16 protein-coding genes, 1 tRNA gene and 2 pseudogenes are annotated in these 16310 nt (G+C 63.1%); 10 read left to right on the top strand and 9 right to left on the bottom strand.

All coding sequences use genetic code 11. The features are described from left to right. Positions 1-10: 10 nt before the first annotated feature. The 5 genes and pseudogenes from ABKF58_RS11360 to ABKF58_RS11340 form a co-directional block, all read right to left on the bottom strand. Positions 11-322 (bottom strand): hypothetical protein, encoded by a 312-nt coding sequence (locus ABKF58_RS11360; protein WP_482580732.1) that lies wholly within the window; start codon positions 320-322, stop codon positions 11-13. Between the two features lie 177 nt (positions 323-499). Next, complete coding sequence (locus ABKF58_RS11355; protein WP_008954372.1) at positions 500-1330, bottom strand: flagellin N-terminal helical domain-containing protein; 831 nt, start codon at positions 1328-1330, stop codon at positions 500-502. Positions 1331-1772: 442 nt separating this feature from the next. Continuing rightward, a tRNA-Asn gene (locus tag ABKF58_RS11350) sits at positions 1773-1848 on the bottom strand. An 80-nt stretch (positions 1849-1928) separates the two neighbouring features. Continuing rightward, positions 1929-3242 carry a hypothetical protein gene (locus ABKF58_RS11345; protein WP_482584420.1) on the bottom strand — a complete coding sequence of 438 codons (1314 nt, stop codon included), beginning with the start codon at positions 3240-3242 and terminating at the stop codon, positions 1929-1931. Between the two features lie 125 nt (positions 3243-3367). Continuing rightward, positions 3368-4959: pseudogene (locus ABKF58_RS11340) on the bottom strand (Rne/Rng family ribonuclease); the annotation flags it as partial. A 527-nt stretch (positions 4960-5486) separates the two neighbouring features. On the opposite strand from ABKF58_RS11340, the pseudogene rluC reads away from it, so the two are divergent. From rluC to ABKF58_RS11300, 8 genes and pseudogenes are all read left to right on the top strand, one after another. Continuing rightward, positions 5487-6427, top strand: a pseudogene (gene rluC, locus ABKF58_RS11335) (23S rRNA pseudouridine(955/2504/2580) synthase RluC). After that, positions 6411-7070: an HAD family hydrolase gene (locus tag ABKF58_RS11330; RefSeq protein WP_482580731.1), complete on the top strand. Its 660-nt coding sequence runs from the start codon at positions 6411-6413 to the stop codon at positions 7068-7070. The pseudogene rluC and the gene ABKF58_RS11330 overlap by 17 nt, the downstream one beginning before the upstream one ends. Continuing rightward, positions 7046-7435, top strand: coding sequence for a Rieske (2Fe-2S) protein (locus ABKF58_RS11325; protein WP_008954368.1), 390 nt, complete (start codon positions 7046-7048; stop codon positions 7433-7435). Before ABKF58_RS11330 ends, ABKF58_RS11325 begins: the two co-directional genes overlap by 25 nt. After that, complete coding sequence (locus ABKF58_RS11320) at positions 7425-8363, top strand: S49 family peptidase (protein ID WP_482580730.1); 939 nt, start codon at positions 7425-7427, stop codon at positions 8361-8363. Before ABKF58_RS11325 ends, ABKF58_RS11320 begins: the two co-directional genes overlap by 11 nt. Before the next feature lie 20 nt (positions 8364-8383). Continuing rightward, positions 8384-9199, top strand: a complete 816-nt coding sequence (gene motD / locus ABKF58_RS11315; RefSeq protein WP_482580729.1) for a flagellar motor protein MotD — start codon at positions 8384-8386, stop codon at positions 9197-9199. A 21-nt stretch (positions 9200-9220) separates the two neighbouring features. Further along, entirely contained in the window at positions 9221-9811 is a 591-nt protein-coding gene (locus tag ABKF58_RS11310; RefSeq protein WP_482580728.1) for a malonic semialdehyde reductase, read from the top strand. Positions 9812-9872: 61 nt separating this feature from the next. After that, complete coding sequence (locus ABKF58_RS11305) at positions 9873-10913, top strand: quinone-dependent dihydroorotate dehydrogenase (protein ID WP_294865096.1); 1041 nt, start codon at positions 9873-9875, stop codon at positions 10911-10913. A 20-nt stretch (positions 10914-10933) separates the two neighbouring features. Then, the gene (locus ABKF58_RS11300; RefSeq protein WP_232503471.1) at positions 10934-11401 is read left to right on the top strand and encodes an outer membrane lipoprotein; all 468 of its coding nucleotides are present in this window, start codon (positions 10934-10936) and stop codon (positions 11399-11401) included. Positions 11402-11466: 65 nt separating this feature from the next. On the opposite strand, the gene ABKF58_RS11295 is transcribed toward ABKF58_RS11300, so the two are convergent. The 3 genes from ABKF58_RS11295 to fur are packed head-to-tail and all read right to left on the bottom strand — an operon-like array spanning position 11467 to position 13309. Further along, positions 11467-12189: an arginyltransferase gene (locus ABKF58_RS11295; protein ID WP_008954362.1), complete on the bottom strand. Its 723-nt coding sequence runs from the start codon at positions 12187-12189 to the stop codon at positions 11467-11469. Next, on the bottom strand, positions 12176-12877 hold the full coding sequence (aat, locus tag ABKF58_RS11290; protein WP_482580727.1) for a leucyl/phenylalanyl-tRNA--protein transferase: 702 nt from the start codon (positions 12875-12877) through the stop codon (positions 12176-12178). Before aat ends, ABKF58_RS11295 begins: the two co-directional genes overlap by 14 nt. A gap of 3 nt (positions 12878-12880) precedes the next feature. Next, positions 12881-13309, bottom strand: a complete 429-nt coding sequence (fur, locus tag ABKF58_RS11285; protein ID WP_482584365.1) for a ferric iron uptake transcriptional regulator — start codon at positions 13307-13309, stop codon at positions 12881-12883. A 95-nt stretch (positions 13310-13404) separates the two neighbouring features. Between fur and ABKF58_RS11280 the strand changes: the two genes are divergently transcribed. Continuing rightward, complete coding sequence (locus ABKF58_RS11280) at positions 13405-13791, top strand: outer membrane protein assembly factor BamE (RefSeq protein ID WP_008954359.1); 387 nt, start codon at positions 13405-13407, stop codon at positions 13789-13791. Between the two features lie 2 nt (positions 13792-13793). After that, complete coding sequence (dapB, locus tag ABKF58_RS11275) at positions 13794-14594, top strand: 4-hydroxy-tetrahydrodipicolinate reductase (protein WP_482580726.1); 801 nt, start codon at positions 13794-13796, stop codon at positions 14592-14594. Between the two features lie 182 nt (positions 14595-14776). On the opposite strand, the gene ABKF58_RS11270 is transcribed toward dapB, so the two are convergent. Next, positions 14777-16300, bottom strand: coding sequence for a SpoVR family protein (locus tag ABKF58_RS11270; protein WP_014087915.1), 1524 nt, complete (start codon positions 16298-16300; stop codon positions 14777-14779). Between the last annotated feature and the right edge of the window lie 10 nt (positions 16301-16310).

Genomic DNA, 16310 nt, shown 5'->3' with positions numbered 1-16310 from the left:
CGCTCGGGGGTCAGCCGTGGCCAGCTCGCCTGATCCCTCTGCCAGGCCGGCGCCGCAGCGCCCTCCTCCGGTGTCGCGGCAACCCCTGGGGGGCATCCAGCCACACCAGTTCCAGGCGTGGCGTCACCGCGCGCACCAGCAAGCGCAACTCGCTGCCCGGCGGCGGAACCTCTCCGGGCAACGGCCACGCCGGCAGCAGCCATGTCACGTCCGCCCCCTGCAGCTCCAGCGCGCCGTCGCTCCGCCGCGCAGCGAGGGTCAGCCGCAGCTCCTCGCCGGCCACCGGCAAGCGTCCGCTCTCGGCGGCGGTACTGCGCCTCACCGCTGCCACTGGCGACAGCGCCGCAATACGTTCCACCATCGGTCAACCCCAATGAAAAAGGCCAGCCGCACAAAAGCGGCTGGCCTGGATACCGTGGGAAGGGAGGAGCGTCGTGAAACCCATCGCACGCTCCCGACGGGGCAAGGCCGCTCTGGCCCTCCCCATCCTCCCTGCACCTTACTGCATCAGCGACATGGCCAGCTGGCCGATGGTGCCGCTCTGCTTCAGCATGCCGGTGCCGGCCTGCATCAGCATCTGCTTGGTGGTCATCGACGCGGTCTCGGCAGCGTAGTCGGTGTCCATGATGCGGCCCTTGGCGATCTGGGTGTTGTTGTTGACGTTGGACAGGTTGTTGTAGACGTGGTCCAGACGGTTGGCGCCGGCACCGATGGCCGAACGCACCGTGCCCAGGTCATTCAGCGCGGTCTCGGCCAGGGTGATCGCGGCGTTGGCACCGGTGGTCAGGTCGCCGGCCTGCAGCGCGGCCATCGACGTGGCGAAGGTGCCCATCTGAGTGGAGGCATCGAAGGCGTAGGTTTCGCTGGCGGAGGAACCGATCTGGAAGGTGACCGGGCCGGTGCCCAGCTTGCCGCCAGCCAGCAAGGCGGTGCCGCCGAACTTGGTGTTGCTCATGATGTTGGTCAGTTCGTTGCCCAACTGAGCGAATTCGGCCTGGGCCGCGGTCTGGTCGGCGGCGCTGGCGGTGCCGTTGGCCGCTTCGGTGGCGAGGTCCTTCATGCGCAGCATGATGTTGGACACTTCACCCAAGGCGCCATCGGCGGTCTGCAGCATGCTGATGCCGTTCTGGGCGTTCTTCATCGCCACGGTCATGCCACGGCTCTGCGCGTCCAGGCGGGTGGCGATCTGCAGGCCGGCGGCGTCGTCCATGGCCGAGTTGATGCGGAAACCGGTACCCAGGCGGGTCATCGCGGTGGTCAGGGCGCTCTGGCTGGCGTTCAGGTTGCTCTTGGTGAACAGGGCGGCGGCGTTGGTTTGCAGGCTCAGCATGGTTTAGTGCTCCTTTTGGGCTAATCGGGACCGGCGTCATCGCCGTCACCAGTACAAAGCGACCAAACCAGCGGGCACATTAAACCTCGGTGAGTGTGAAAAATCACACCCCGCCAACACGCCGAGGCGCCGCTTCCCGATGCCACCAGCCAAACCCAAGCCACCATGCCCTATCCGGAACCAGGCACGGCGATCCTCACCCAGAAGCGTCACGACCAGGCGACGCCATCCGAAAACCCAAACGGGCAGGCGCCCCCTCCCCGGATCGACCGCAACCGCCGGGCAACGCCGGCAAAACGATGGAAAGGAGAGAGTCGTGCCCGCAGTACATGGCAACGCCATATGGCACCGACGCCGGCGCGACGGTTAGCACGTAAGACAATAGTGAAGGGACAAAAACAAAAGGACGCCGGCTTTGCAGCCGGCGTCCTTGGAAATACTTTGGCTCCCCGAGCAGGGCTCGAACCTGCGACCTGCGGATTAACAGTCCGTCGCTCTACCAACTGAGCTATCAGGGAACATCTGAAGAGGAAAGGATCATAAACAAAACTCCCCTCTTCGTCAACACCGTCGAGTCACCTCGAACGATTTTTCTACCTCAGTGCCGGGTCTCCACCTGCACCAGCTCCACCGGGGCGCCGGACTCGAGCGACTCGCGCACCGCTTCACGACGGCGCACCCCCGTCACCACCGGCTCGACCAGCGGCTGAGGCTGCGCCTCGGCCGTCGGCTTGGTGCTGACCATCACCAGACCACCCAGGTCGATCGCTGCAGGCGCAGCAGCGACAACCGGAGCGGCCGTCTCCACCGCGACGGCAACGACCTCGGCCACCGGCTCCTGGCTCGACGGTGCCACAACCGGCTCCGCCGCTACCTCGGCCACCGCTTCGGCAGGCGCTTCGACGACCTGGACCGGCTCGACCGCCACGGCAGGCGTCACCACCTCCGCTGCGACCACCTCCTCAACCGCCGCGACAGCGACCGGCGCCGCCACTTCAGGTTCGGCGACTTCGGCCACCTCCGGCTGTACCGGTTCGGCGACCGGCGCTTCCGCTACCGTCGGTTCGACCGCCGCTACGGGCGCCTCGACAACCGCCTCTGCGGCAACCGCTTCCACCGCCACCTCGGTTGCGGCTTCGGCAGCGACCACGACCTCGGCCGCCTTCGCTACCGGCACCTCGGCAGCAGCGACAGCCACCGGTTCGGCCACTTGCGGGGCCTCGGCAACCTGAACCGCTTCCGTCACGGCCGCCTCGGTGGGCGCGACGGCTTCCGCCACGACCTCGCCCTCGGCCTCGGTCGGTTGCTGCAGGGTGCCGTCACGCTGTGCCTCGATGCCTTCACGACGGTTACGGTCGCGACGGCCACGGCGACGGCGACGCTCGCCGCGCTCCGCGGTCTCGCCGCCCTCCTCGGCAACCGCCGGCACCATCTCGGCCGACTTCACTTCCTCGAGATTAGCCTGCTCGACCGGCTCCTTGACCTGCTCCACTTCGCTGACCTGCGGGGTCGGGCGACGACGCGGTTCCTGCTGACGCGGCGACTGCGGCGCCTTGTCCTCGGCAGCCTGCGGCTGCGGACGCGGGGTCTCGCGTGCCTCACGCGGTTCGCGCGGTTCACGACGCTCTCCGCGTTCGGCGCGTTCGCCTCGCTCGGCACGCTCGCGGCGCGGTGCACGCTCCTGGCGCGCTTGCTGCTCCTGGCCAGCCTCGCCACGTGCCTCGGCCGGCGCGGCCGGCCGGCGACGATCTTCCTGCTGCGCACCACCCTGACGGCGCTCGTCACGGTCACGACGCACCTGGTTGCCATGACGGCGATCGCCCTGGCGGGAACGCGGGTTGCGCTGTTCGCGCACCGGCTCCTTCTTGACTTCCACCGGCGCCGGCTTGGCCGGCTCTGCCGGTGCCAGCACCGACTTGAACCAGCCCACCAGGCGTTCGATCAGGCCCGCGCTCTGCACCGGCGTGGCGGCAGCGGCAACCGGTTGCTCGACCGGGGCCGCCGGAGCGGCCACTTCCGGAGCCGGCTGCAACGGGGTAATCCCCTTGACCGCGGCTTCCTGACGTTCGATCTTGGGCTTGGCCTCGGCCGAAGTTGGCCGTGCCTTCTTCTTCCTGGATTTCGACACGACTGTAGCTCGGCAGATCGCCCAGTTCGCTCATGTCGTCGTGGCGCACGCGCACGATCTTGTAATGCGGGGTTTCCAGATGGATGTTCGGGATCAGCACCACGCTGACATCGAGGCGCTCTTCGATCGAATAGATTTCGGCGCGCTTCTCGTTGAGCAGGAAGGTGGCGACGTCCACCGGCACCTGGGCATGCACCGCACCGGTGTTCTCCTTCATCGCCTCTTCCTGAATGATGCGCAGGATGTGCAGCGCGGAGGACTCGGTGCCGCGGATGAAGCCGATGCCGTGGCAACGCGGGCACGGCTCGTGGCTGGTCTCGCCGAGGCTCGGCTGCAGGCGCTGACGCGACAATTCCAGAAGGCCGAAGCGCGACAGCTTGCCCATCTGCACGCGGGCGCGGTCGTGCTTGAGCACGTCGCGCAAGCGGTTTTCCACCTCGCGCTGGTTCTTCTGGATCTCCATGTCGATGAAGTCGATCACGATCAGACCGCCCAGGTCGCGCAGGCGCAGCTGGCGGGCGATTTCCTCGGCCGCCTCCAGGTTGGTCTTGAGCGCCGTCTCCTCAATGTCCGCGCCCTTGGTGGCGCGCGCCGAGTTGACGTCCACCGACACCAGCGCCTCGGTATGGTCGATCACGATGGCGCCGCCGGACGGCAGCTGCACGCTGCGCGAGAAGGCGGTTTCGATCTGGTGTTCGATCTGGAAGCGCGAGAACAGCGGCACCGGGTCCTGGTACAGCTTGACCCGGTTGATGGTGTTCGGCATCACGTGCGCCATGAACTGGCGCGCCTGCTCGTGGATTTCCTCGGTATCGATGAGGATTTCGCCGATGTCCGGCTGGTAGTAGTCGCGGATGGCGCGAATCACCAGGCTGCCTTCCTGCAGGATCAGCAGCGGACCGCTCTGGGCGCCGGCGGCGCCTTCGATGGCGCGCCACAGTTGCAGCAGGTAATTGAGGTCCCACTGCAGCTCTTCGAAGGTACGGCCGATGCCGGCGGTGCGCGCGATCAGGCTCATCCCCTGCGGCACTTCCAGCTGCGCCAGCAGATCCTTCAGTTCCTGCCGCTCCTCGCCCTCGATGCGACGCGAAACGCCGCCGCCACGCGGGTTGTTGGGCATCAATACCAGATAGCGACCGGCCAGGCTGATGTAGGTCGTCAAGGCCGCGCCCTTGTTGCCGCGCTCGTCCTTCTCGACCTGCACCATCACTTCCATGCCTTCACGCAGCACGTCCTGAATGCGCGGACGGCCACCTTCGTAGTTCTGGAAATAGGAACGGGAGACTTCTTTGAAGGGCAGGAAACCGTGACGGTCGGTGCCGTAATCGACGAAGCAGGCCTCGAGCGAAGGCTCGATGCGGGTGATCACACCTTTGTAGATGTTCCCCTTGCGCTGTTCTTTCCCGACCGTTTCGATATCCAGATCGATGAGCTTCTGCCCATCGACAATGGCAACGCGCAGCTCTTCGGCTTGCGTTGCGTTAAACAGCATACGTTTCATGTATACGTTCCCTGCGCGGCACTCACGCAAGGACGCAGCCAGTATTTGACGGCCCAGTGGCTAGAAATGGGCGCTTTCCGAAAGAAGTAGTGGTCTAAAGAGCATGAAAAACGGATTTAACAAGCCGACTTCCTGATTTTCTCTCACACGAACGACGCCCGCGCATGCATTGTCATACAGTGGGTACGGTCGGCATCCTTGGCATTGGCTTCTGGGATGTCGCCGGGCAGGGGCGCTCGTGCCGGGTCAAACTTTGCTGCGGGATTCCCTGACTGGCTTTGCATCAGGGAATGGAATGCTCGTGAGTGCGTTATGCGATCAAATGCATTACCATCGCTACTTTTCGGTGAGCGACTTAACCTTTGGCTGCGGCCGGTTCATCCGGCGTCAGGTCAGGGGAACACCCTGCCGGCCGAACTCTTTCCCCGCAGCAGCGTCATCAGGCGCTAAACCCATGACCCTTGCTTCCGGATTCGCCAGCGATGCGTTGCAAAATAACGTGTCGAGGCGCAAGAAGTATAAGCAATATGACTGATATTCGCAAAGACTCTGTAACCTTCTACACGGTGGGCGAGGCCGAGTCCGGCCAGCGCATCGACAATTTCCTGGTTCGCCTGCTCAAGGGCGTGCCGAAGAGCCATATTTACCGCATCCTGCGCTCCGGCGAAGTGCGCGTGAACAAGGGCCGCATCGATGCGGCCTACCGTTTGCAGGCCGACGACCAGATCCGCCTCCCCCGGTGCGCGTGGCGGAACGGCAGGAGAACGACGCTCCGGCCACGACCTTCCCCGTGATCTACGAAGACAACGCCCTGCTGGTCATCGACAAGCCGGCCGGCATCGCGGTGCACGGCGGCAGCGGCGTCTCGTTCGGCGTCATCGAACAGTTGCGCAAGGCCTACCCGGAGTACCGTTTCCTCGAGTTGGTGCACCGGCTCGACCGCGAGACCTCGGGCCTCCTAATGCTGGCCAAGAAGCGCTCGGCCCTGCTCAAGCTGCACGACATGATGCGCTCGAGCACGCCGGACAAGCGCTACCTGGCGCTGGGCGTGGGACGCTGGCAGGACGACAAGCACGTCAAGCTGCCGCTCTTCAAGTTCACCAACGCCGAGGGCGAGCGTCGCGTGCGCGTCGCCGACAACGGCCAGAGCGCCCATACCATTTTCAAGGTGCAGGAACGCTTTGCCGACTTCACCTTGGTCGAGGCGCGCCTGCGCACCGGCCGCACGCACCAGATCCGGGTGCACATGGCGGCCAGCGGCCACCCCATCGCCGGCGACGACAAGTACGGCGACGCGGCACTCAACCGCGAACTGGGCCGGCGCGGCCTGCGCCGCATGTTCCTGCATGCCGCCTCGCTCTCGCTGCCGCACCCGCTGACCGGCGAGCCGCTCAGCCTCCAGGCCCCGCTTCCGCCCGAACTCGCCCACTTCCTCGACAGTCTGAGGCCGCATGAACAAAACGTTTGATCTGATCGTCTTCGATTGGGACGGCACCCTGATGGACTCGACCGCCCACATCGCCACCTCGATCCAGAAGGCCTGCGCCGATCTGGGCTTGCCGGTGCCGGACCGCAGCGCCGCCAGCCATGTCATCGGCCTGGGCCTGGGGGATGCCTTGCGTCACGTCTGCCCCAGCCTGCCGGAGGAGCGCTTCGAGGACATGGTGGACGCCTATCGGCAGCATTACCTGAACGGTGACGCTACGATAGAATTGTTCGAGCATGTGCAGGAAGGGTTGGCCGAGCTGCAGCAGAGCGGGCTCTTCCTCGCCGTGGCCACAGGCAAAAGCCGCAAGGGCCTCGACCGGGCACTGTCCGAAACCGGGTTGGGCACGCTGTTTCATGCCAGCCGCACGGCGGATGAGTGCCACTCCAAGCCCCATCCGGCCATGCTGCTGGAACTGACCGACGAACTCGGCGTCCCCCCCGGACGCACCCTGATGGTGGGCGACACCACGCACGACCTCTTGATGGCGCAGAACGCTGGCACCCACAAGGTGGGCATGAGCTACGGCGCCCATCCGGTTTCCGCGCTACGGGAGTGCCAGCCGCTGGCCCTGTTCGACGATTTCCGGAGCCTGCTGCAATGGCTGAAACCGCAAATCGGCTGATCTGCGCCTCCGCCGACTTGGCCGACAGCGGTAAGGCGGTACGCTTCGAGACCACCGACGCCAACGGCCAGCCGGTCAGCGCGCTGGTCTTTCGCTACCAGGGCCGGGTTTTCGCTTACCATAACAGCTGTCGCCATATTCCGGTCGAGCTCGACCTCACCGATGGCGAGGTCTTCGACCTGACCGGGCATTACCTGGTATGCAGCATGCACGGCGCGCTTTATCTGCCGGACAGCGGCCTGTGTGTCGGCGGCCCCTGCCGCGGCCAGCGCCTGACCCCCATCAACGTCAGCGAGCAGGACGGCCAGGTGTTTTGTGTAACCGCCGCCGCACGAGGCGACACGGAGAAAAACGGTGAACGATAACCCGCAATGGGAACGCCAGCTGCTGGAAAAGCTGGCCATGGCCTCGCTGGTGGAACAGCGCCGCACCCGCCAGTGGAAAATCTTTTTCCGGCTAGCCTGGCTCGTCATCATCGGCGCCGCGGTTTTCGGCCTGTTCTACACCAAGGACGAGGTGCCGGGCGAGCGGCTGATCGGCGACGGCCACACCGCCACGCTGCAGCTCAAAGGCGTCATCGACAGCGACAACGATACCGCCGAGAAGCTGATCACCGGCCTGAACGACGCCTACCGCGACAAGAACACCCGCGGCATCATCATCCAGGCCAACAGCCCGGGCGGCAGCCCGGTGCTGTCGGGCATGGTCTACGACGAAATCCGCCGCCAGAAGAAACTGCATCCGGCCATCCCGCTCTACGTCGTGGTCGAGGAAGTGTGCGCTTCCGGCTGCTACTACATCGCCGCTGCCGCGGACAAGATTTTCGTCGACAAGGCCAGCATCATCGGCTCGATCGGCGTTTTGTCGGACGGTTTCGGCTTTACCGGGGTGATGGAGAAACTGGGGGTCGAGCGCCGCTTGAGGACCTCAGGGGAAAACAAGGCGATGGGCGACCCGTTCTCGCCGCTCAACCCCAAGCAGGAAGCCATTCGCCAGCAATTGCTGGATGACATCCACCAGCAATTCATCTCGGCGGTGAAGGACGGGCGCGGCGCCCGCCTGCACAACGACCCAGAGCTGTTCAGTGGCCTGATCTGGCTGGGGACCAAGAGCATCCCGCTGGGCCTGGCCGACGGCTACGGCACGGTGCACAGCGTGGCGCGCGACGTCATCAAGTCTGAAAAGACCGTCGACTACACCCCGGAGGACACCTTCCCCAGCCGTTTCGCGCGCCGCCTGGGCGTCGAGTTCAGCAGCGGGGTCAAGGGCCTGTTCGACCCCCGCTTTTTCTGATTTCTGAGCAAACGGATACCATGGCACGCCGGCGACGCAGCGAAGACGAACATGAAAATCATGAACGGTGGCTGGTTTCCTATGCCGATTTCATCACCCTGCTGTTCGCCTTCTTCGTGGTGATGTACGCCATCTCTTCGGTCAACGAAGGGAAGTACCGGGTCCTGTCGAGCGCCATCGTCGACGCCTTCCGCACCGGCACGGCGATCAGCTTGCAGACCACGCCCCCCACCGGCGGCGCCAACACCATGATCGAAGTGGCGCAGAACAAGCCGGTGGCCAAGGCGATCAAGGGCGAGCAGCAACTCAAGGAACAGGCCCGGCTGGGCAGCCTCGCCAGCGACCTGCAGAAAGTGATGGAGCCCCTGGTCAAAGGCGGGCAGGTCAAGATTACCCAGAGCCCGAAAGGCGTCACCATCGAGATCCGCGACAGCGCCTTGTTCCCCATCGCCCAGGCTCAGCCCGCGCCACAGTCGCTGCAGGTGCTGGCGCAGATGGCGAAAGTGCTGTCCCAGGTCGACAACCCGATCAGCGTCGAAGGCTTCACCGACAACATCCCGATCCGCAACACGTTCTACCCGTCCAACTGGGAACTGTCGGCGGCACGGGCCGGCAGCGTGGTGCGGCTGTTTGTCGAGAACGGCATCGCACCGGCCCGCCTGGTGGCGGTCGGCCGTGCCGAGAACCTGCCCGTGGCGGATAACACCAGCGAGGAAGGACGGGCCAGCAACCGCCGGGTGTCGATCACGGTGCGCTCCGTCGCCGCCGAGGACAGCAAGCCCTTGGCGGTGGAGTCGCTCGATGCCGCCGCCACCCCACATGCCAACCCTAACTGACGACATGCAAGAGGAACGCCCATGAGCACCCCGATCAGCAATACCGCCCTGGATCAACTGTTTAACAATGCGCGCACCCACACGCATTGGCAGTCCCGGCCGGTCGGCGACGACACCTTGCATCAGCTGTTTGATCTGCTGAAGATGGCGCCGACCAGCGCCAATTGCTCGCCAGCGCGCTTCGTGTTCGTGAAGAGCGCCGACGCCAAGCAGCGCCTCAAGCCCTGCCTGTCGGAAGGCAACGTCGACAAGACCATGGCGGCACCCGCCACGGTCATCGTGGCGATGGACACCCGTTTCTACGAGCACCTGCCGCAACTGTTCCCCCACACCGATGCACGCAGCTGGTTCGAGGGCAACGAGGCCCTGATCCAGACCACCGCCCTCCGCAACAGCACCCTGCAAGGAGCCTACCTGATCATGGCGGCTCGCTCGCTCGGGCTCGACTGCGGCCCGATGTCCGGCTTCGACAACGCCAAGGTCGACGCCGAATTCTTCCCGGACGGTCGCTTCAAATCGAACTTCCTGATCAATCTCGGCTACGGCGAGGCCAACAAAATGCACGCCCGAGCCCCGCGTTTCCGCTTCGACGAAGCCTGCTTGATCGCATAAGGCTTCGGCCAACCCCGCCCGCCCGGTTATAATCCGGGCATTTCCCTACCCGGAGACCCGCATGCTCTACTCGCTTCTGCGCCCTCTTCTGTTCAAGCTAGACGCAGAAACCGCCCACGAAACCACCCTGAAGCTGCTCGACAAGGCGCACCAGCTCCACCTGGACAGCATTCTGGGCCAGAGCACCACACGGCTGCCGGTGCAGGCCATGGGCCTGACCTTCCCCAATCCGGTGGGGCTGGCGGCGGGCCTCGACAAGAACGGGGAGCACATCGACGCCCTGGCCGGACTCGGCTTCGGCTTTCTGGAAATCGGCACCGTCACGCCGCGACCGCAGGCCGGCAACCCTAAGCCGCGCCTGTTCCGCGTTCCCGAGCACCAGGGCATCATCAATCGCATGGGGTTCAACAACCTGGGCGTCGATGCATTGCTGGAGAATGTGCGCAACTGCCGCTTCAAGGGCATCCTTGGCATCAATATCGGCAAGAATGCCACCACCCCTATCGAATCCGCGGTCGACGACTACCTCGCTTGCCTCGACAAGGTCTACGCCTACTCCAGCTACATCACGGTCAACATTTCTTCGCCCAACACCAAGAACCTACGCCAACTGCAGCAGGCGGACGAGCTGTCGGCCCTGCTGGCCAGCCTCAAGGTGCGCCAGCAGGAACTGGCCGACAAGCATGGCCGCTACGTACCGCTGGCCGTGAAAATCGCCCCGGATCTCGATGACGAGCAGATCGTCGCCATCGCCCGCCTGCTCACCGGGCACAAGATCGACGGCGTCATCGCCACCAACACCACGCTGTCGCGCAGCGAGATCGCCGGGCACCCCATGGCGGACGAAGCAGGCGGCCTGTCCGGCGCCCCGGTGCGCGAGCGCTCCACCGCCCTGATCCGCAAACTGGCCAAGGAACTCGACGGCGCCCTGCCCATCATAGGAGTGGGAGGCATCGACTCCGGTGAGGACGCCGCCGAAAAGATGGATGCCGGCGCCACACTGGTGCAACTCTACAGTGGCCTGATCTATCGTGGCCCGGACCTGGTCGGCGAGGTGCTGCAAGCGTTGAAAGCACGCCGCCAACTGGACTCTGGCAAATGATCCATCGCAAGGAAATGAACATGCTGAAATCTGCTCTGCGAACCCTCGTCGCGGCGGCCCTCGTCACTGGCACCCTGGCTGGCTGCGCCACGTCGGACTCGGCCGCAGTTTACTCCAAGGGCCAGATGCGCCAGGCCCAGAACGTGGAATTCGGCACGGTGGTCTCGGTGCAGAACGTGCTGATGGAAGGCAACAACAACGAGCTTCTGACCCTGGGTGGCGCGGCGCTGGGCGGCATTGCCGGCAGCACCATCGGCCAAGGGCGCGGGGCCGCCGCCGGCACCATCGTCGGCGCCCTGGCTGGCGGCTTTGGCACCCAGGCCGCACAGCGCAACCTCGGCACCAAGAATGCACTCGAAATCACCGTCAAGCTCGACCGTTCCGGCCGCATGCTGTCGATCGTTCAGGAAGCCGACATCCCCTTTGCCCCGGGACAACGCGTCAAGGTGCTGACCGGTGGTGGCAACGATCGCGTGGCACCGCTCTAAGCCACGTCCGGCTGACAGGACAGACGACAAAGGGGCCAGACTGGCCCCTTTTCTTCGCTTCCCTCTCAGCAGAATGGCTCCCAACGCCCGTCCCGCAGCCTTTCCAAAGGACGATATGCCGACTTGTAATCCATCTTGCGGCACCCCTCGATCCAGTACCCCAGGTAGACGTAAGGCAACCCCAGCCGGCTTGCCAACTGCACCTGCCACAACACGTTGTAGACCCCATAGCTGGCACGTACATCGTCCGGCTCGTAGAAGGTATACACCGCCGACAGGCCGTCGCTCAGCCGGTCGATCAGACTCACCATTTTCAATACCCCGTCCTGGCGGAACTCGGCAAGGAAACTCTCCACATTGCTTTTCAGGATGAACTCGGCGTACTGGCTCGAATCGTCCTCGGACATGCCGCCGCCGGCATGGCGTGCCGCCTGATAACGCCGGTACAAGTCGTAATGCTCCTCCCGGTACAGCAGCGGCAGCAGCTCCACGGCCAAACTGTCGTGTCTTTTCCAGGCACGCCGCTGGGTCCGGTTGGAGGTAAAAGCTGCCACAGGGATACGTACAGGCTGGCAGGCCTTGCAGCCATCGCAATAAGGCCGGTAGGTGTAATGCCCGCTGCGCCGGAACCCCAGCCGCACCAGTTGGCTGTAGACGGCGCTATCGATGGCTTCCGCCGGTATCGCCACCTGCGAGCGAGCCTGCAGATCGGGGATGTAACTACACGGATACGGCGCCGTGGCGTAGAAATGGATGGCCATCAACGGGCCGGCATCACGGTGACTCATTGCTATACCTGTATGACCACATGCCTTCAGGGGCGGAAAGCCCCACCAGTTCTTTCAGCGTAGCAAGAAACTCGTACCGCGGTATACGCCGGGCTCCTAGGCTGGCCAGATGCGGGGTGTACATCTGGCAGTCGATCATGGCGAAACCGCAGCTCTGCAGGTGCCGGGACATATGCACAAAAGCCAGCTTGGAGGCATTGCTGACGCGGGAGAACATCGACTCGCCATAAAACATCCGCCCCAGCGCCACACCATACAAACCGCCCACCAGCACCCCTTGCTGCCAGGTTTCGAAGGAATGGGCCAGCCCCAGCTCATGCAGGTGACAGTAGGCATCGACCATTCCCGGGCCGATCCAGGTGCCGGGCTGCCCATCACGCGGTGCCGCACAGGCTTTCATGACCTCGCGAAAGGCGGTGTCGACCCGGATTTCATAAGGGTGGTTGCGCAGTGTTTTGGCCAGGGACCGGGTGATGCGCAACTCGGCCGGAAACAGCACCATGCGCTCGGAAGGAGACCACCAGAGAATCGGTTCCCCCGGTGAAAACCAGGGGAAGATTCCCTGGCTATACCCCAGCACCAGCCGCGCGGGCGAAAGATCCCCTCCCGCAGCCAGCAAACCATCCGGCTCGATCAGGGCATTCTCGACGCTGGGGAAAGCCAGCTCACGGTTGAGCCAGGGGACCATGGGTCAATCAGGGTTTTTAGTGCCGGCGCACTCAGGGCATTCGCCATACATGTAGAGGGCATGATCGACGATGTGGAAGCCGTGCTGCTCCGCAATACGATCCTGCAGCGCCTCGATTTCGGGATCGAAGAATTCCACGACCTTGCCGCATTTGACGCACACCATGTGGTCATGATGGCCGCCCTCGTTCAATTCGTACACCGCCTTGCCGGTTTCGAAATGGTGGCGCACCAGAATACCGGCCTGTTCGAACTGGGTCAGGACGCGATAGATGGTGGCGAGGCCAACATCGATATTCTCGGCGATGAGGCGGCGGTAAACGTCTTCTGCCGACAGGTGGCGCGACTCGCTGGTTTCGAACAAATCCAGAATTTTCAGGCGGGGACCGGTCGCTTTCAGACCAATATCTTTAAGGTGACTGGCTTTACTCATCATGATATAAATGTAGGTGGTCCAAAAACCATGATAAAGCCTTTTCGCGGCTTTGCCTAATTACCATCCCATAAATTCTACCTGAGCGGAGTCACATGCGCGTCCTGATTATTGCCGCCGCCATCGTCCTGTCCGGCTGCAGTTCTCTGAACCCGATGAGCTGGTTCACCCCTTACCAAATGGACATCCCTCAAGGGAATTACGTCACACAGGATGCCGTCGCCAAACTCAAGCCCGGCATGACCCGCAGCCAGGTCCGCTTCCTGCTGGGCACACCGCTCCTGACCGATGCCTTCCATAGCAATCGCTGGGATTACAAATATCGCCTGGTACGAGCGGGCAAACCGGCAGAAGACAAGCTGCTGACGGTGTTCTTCGACGGCGACGCCATGACGCGCGTGGAGGGCGAAGCCCTGCCGGCTGAACGCGCCATTCTCCCTGCCGATGCCTCGGCCCCCGCTCAGCAATCGAAGGCACAATAACCATGATGAATGTAGTGATCGTAGGCGCCAGCGGCCGCATGGGGCGTACGCTGATCGAATCGGTACTGGCGACCGAGGGCTTGCAGCTGCACGCCGCCGTGGAGCGGCCGGGTTCCGATTTCATCGGCCAGGATGCCGGCCTGTTCCTCGGCCAGGCCACCGGCATCAAAGTCACCACCGACTTCGATGCCGCGCTGCAAGGTGCAGACGTCGTCATCGACTTCACCCGACCGGAAGGCACACTCCACTACATGGCCAGCTGTGTCGCGCACAACGTGAAGCTGATCATCGGCACCACCGGCTTCGATGAAGCCGGTAAGGAAGCCATCCGCCAGGCCTCGGAAAAGATCGGCATCGTGTTCGCACCGAACTTCAGTGTTGGCGTAAACCTGACGTTCAAACTGCTCGACATCGCTTCGCGAGTTCTGGCAGAGGACTACGATATCGAAATCATCGAAGCCCACCACCGCCACAAGGTGGATGCTCCATCCGGAACGGCGTTGCGCATGGGTGAAGTGATTGCCAACGCGCTTGGCCGCGACCTGAAAGAATGTGCCGTCTACGGCCGCGAAGGCGTCACCGGCGAACGCGATGCCAAGACCATTGGCTTTGCCACGGTGCGTGCCGGCGATGTAGTCGGTGACCACACCGCCTTGTTTGCCACCAATGGCGAACGCGTGGAGATCACCCACAAGGCATCCAGCCGTGCCACCTTCGCCAACGGCGCCGTGCGTGCAGCCAAATGGCTGTCCGCCCAGCCGACCGGCCTGTTCGACATGCAAGACGTCTTGGGCCTGCGCTGACACAAATAAAGAGGAGGGGCCTGCCCCTCCTCTTCTTTATAACGGCGAATCACCACTTCATCGCTTCACACCGGGCCTGACCACCTACCTCGGTCGCCCGCGCCAAGGACACGGCTCCATACTGTTCGGCCAACCTTCATTCCCTGGACGTACCTCGCCACCATCCAATCTGCCCCGCCGGGTCAAGCCGACTGCAATGACAACTGTTCGGGCAGATGCTTCACCTCAAAGGTCTGCTCCACCTCCCCGGCTTCGTTGACGCTCTCCAGCCGAACATCGAACCCCCACAGACGCGCAACATGCTTCAGCACCTCGTGAGCGCTTCCGGCCTCCAGCGGCCGACGACGATGCATCGTGTGCCGTAGCGTCAGGCCACGGTCACCGCGTACGTTGACCGACCATACCTGTATATTAGGTTCACGTGATCCCAGGTTATACTGCTCGGACAACTTCTGCCTCACGTCACGATAGCCCTCGTCGTCGTGAATAGCCGACACCAGCAAGGTGCTGTCGCGGTCATCGTCACGAATGGAGAAGAAGCGGAAATCGCGGATCAGCTTGGGTGACAGGTATTGCGAGACGAAGCTTTCGTCCTTGAAGTTCTTCATGGCGAAATCGAGCGTCTGCTGCCAGTTGCTGCCGGCGATATCGGGGAACCACAGTCGATCTTCTTCAGTTGGCTCCTCACAAATACGCTTGATGTCCTGATACATGGCAAAACCCAAAGCATATGGATTGATGCCGTTATACCAGCGCGCCGTGACAGGAGGCTGATAGACAACGTTGGTATGCGACTGCAGGAATTCCATCATGGCGCCATCGGTGACCAGACCCTTGGCAAACAGACGATTCATGATGGTGTAGTGCCAGAACGTGGCCCAGCCTTCGTTCATCACCTGAGTCTGGCGCTGCGGATAGAAATACTGGGCTACCTTGCGTACGATGCGTACGATTTCGCGTTGCCACGGCTCGAGAAGCGGAGCCGACTTCTCGATGAAATACAGCAGGTTCTCCTGCGGTTCGGACGGGAAGCGCACCGGTTCATGCTCGCCACCGCTCTTGGCCGGCCGCGGGATGGTGCGCCACAGATCGTTGACCTGCATCTGCAGGTACTGCTCACGCTCCTCCTGCCGGGCTTGTTCTTTAGCCAGCGACAGCTTTTGCGGCCGCTTGTAGCGATCCACACCATAATTCATCAGGGCATGGCAGGAATCGAGCAACTCCTCCACGGCGTCGATGCCGTAGCGCTCCTCGCAACGTGCGATGTAGCTCTTGGCGAACACCAGGTAGTCGACAATGGCCGAGGCATCGGTCCAGGTGCGGAACAGGTAGTTGCCCTTGAAGAACGAATTGTGGCCGAAGGCAGCATGCGCAATCACCAGTGCCTGCATGGTCATGGAGTTCTCCTCCATGAGATAGGCGATGCAGGGGTTGGAATTGATCACGATTTCGTAGGCCAGCCCCATGTGGCCGCGCTTGTAGCTCTTTTCGGTGGAAACGAAATGCTTGCCGAAAGACCAGTGATGGTAATTCACCGGCATGCCGACTGATGAGTAGGCATCCATCATTTGTTCGGCGGAAATGACTTCTAGCTGAACCGGATACACATCCAGCCCATACTCCTTGACGGCGATCTCGCGAATCGCACGCTCGTACTCGTCGAGCAGGTCGAAGGTCCATTCGGAACCAGTCGAAATGGGTGTCATGCTGCACCTC

It is taken from the genome of Pseudogulbenkiania sp. AW2-16, from assembly GCF_056824575.1.
This window is presented reverse-complemented; position numbering and strand designations above follow the sequence as displayed.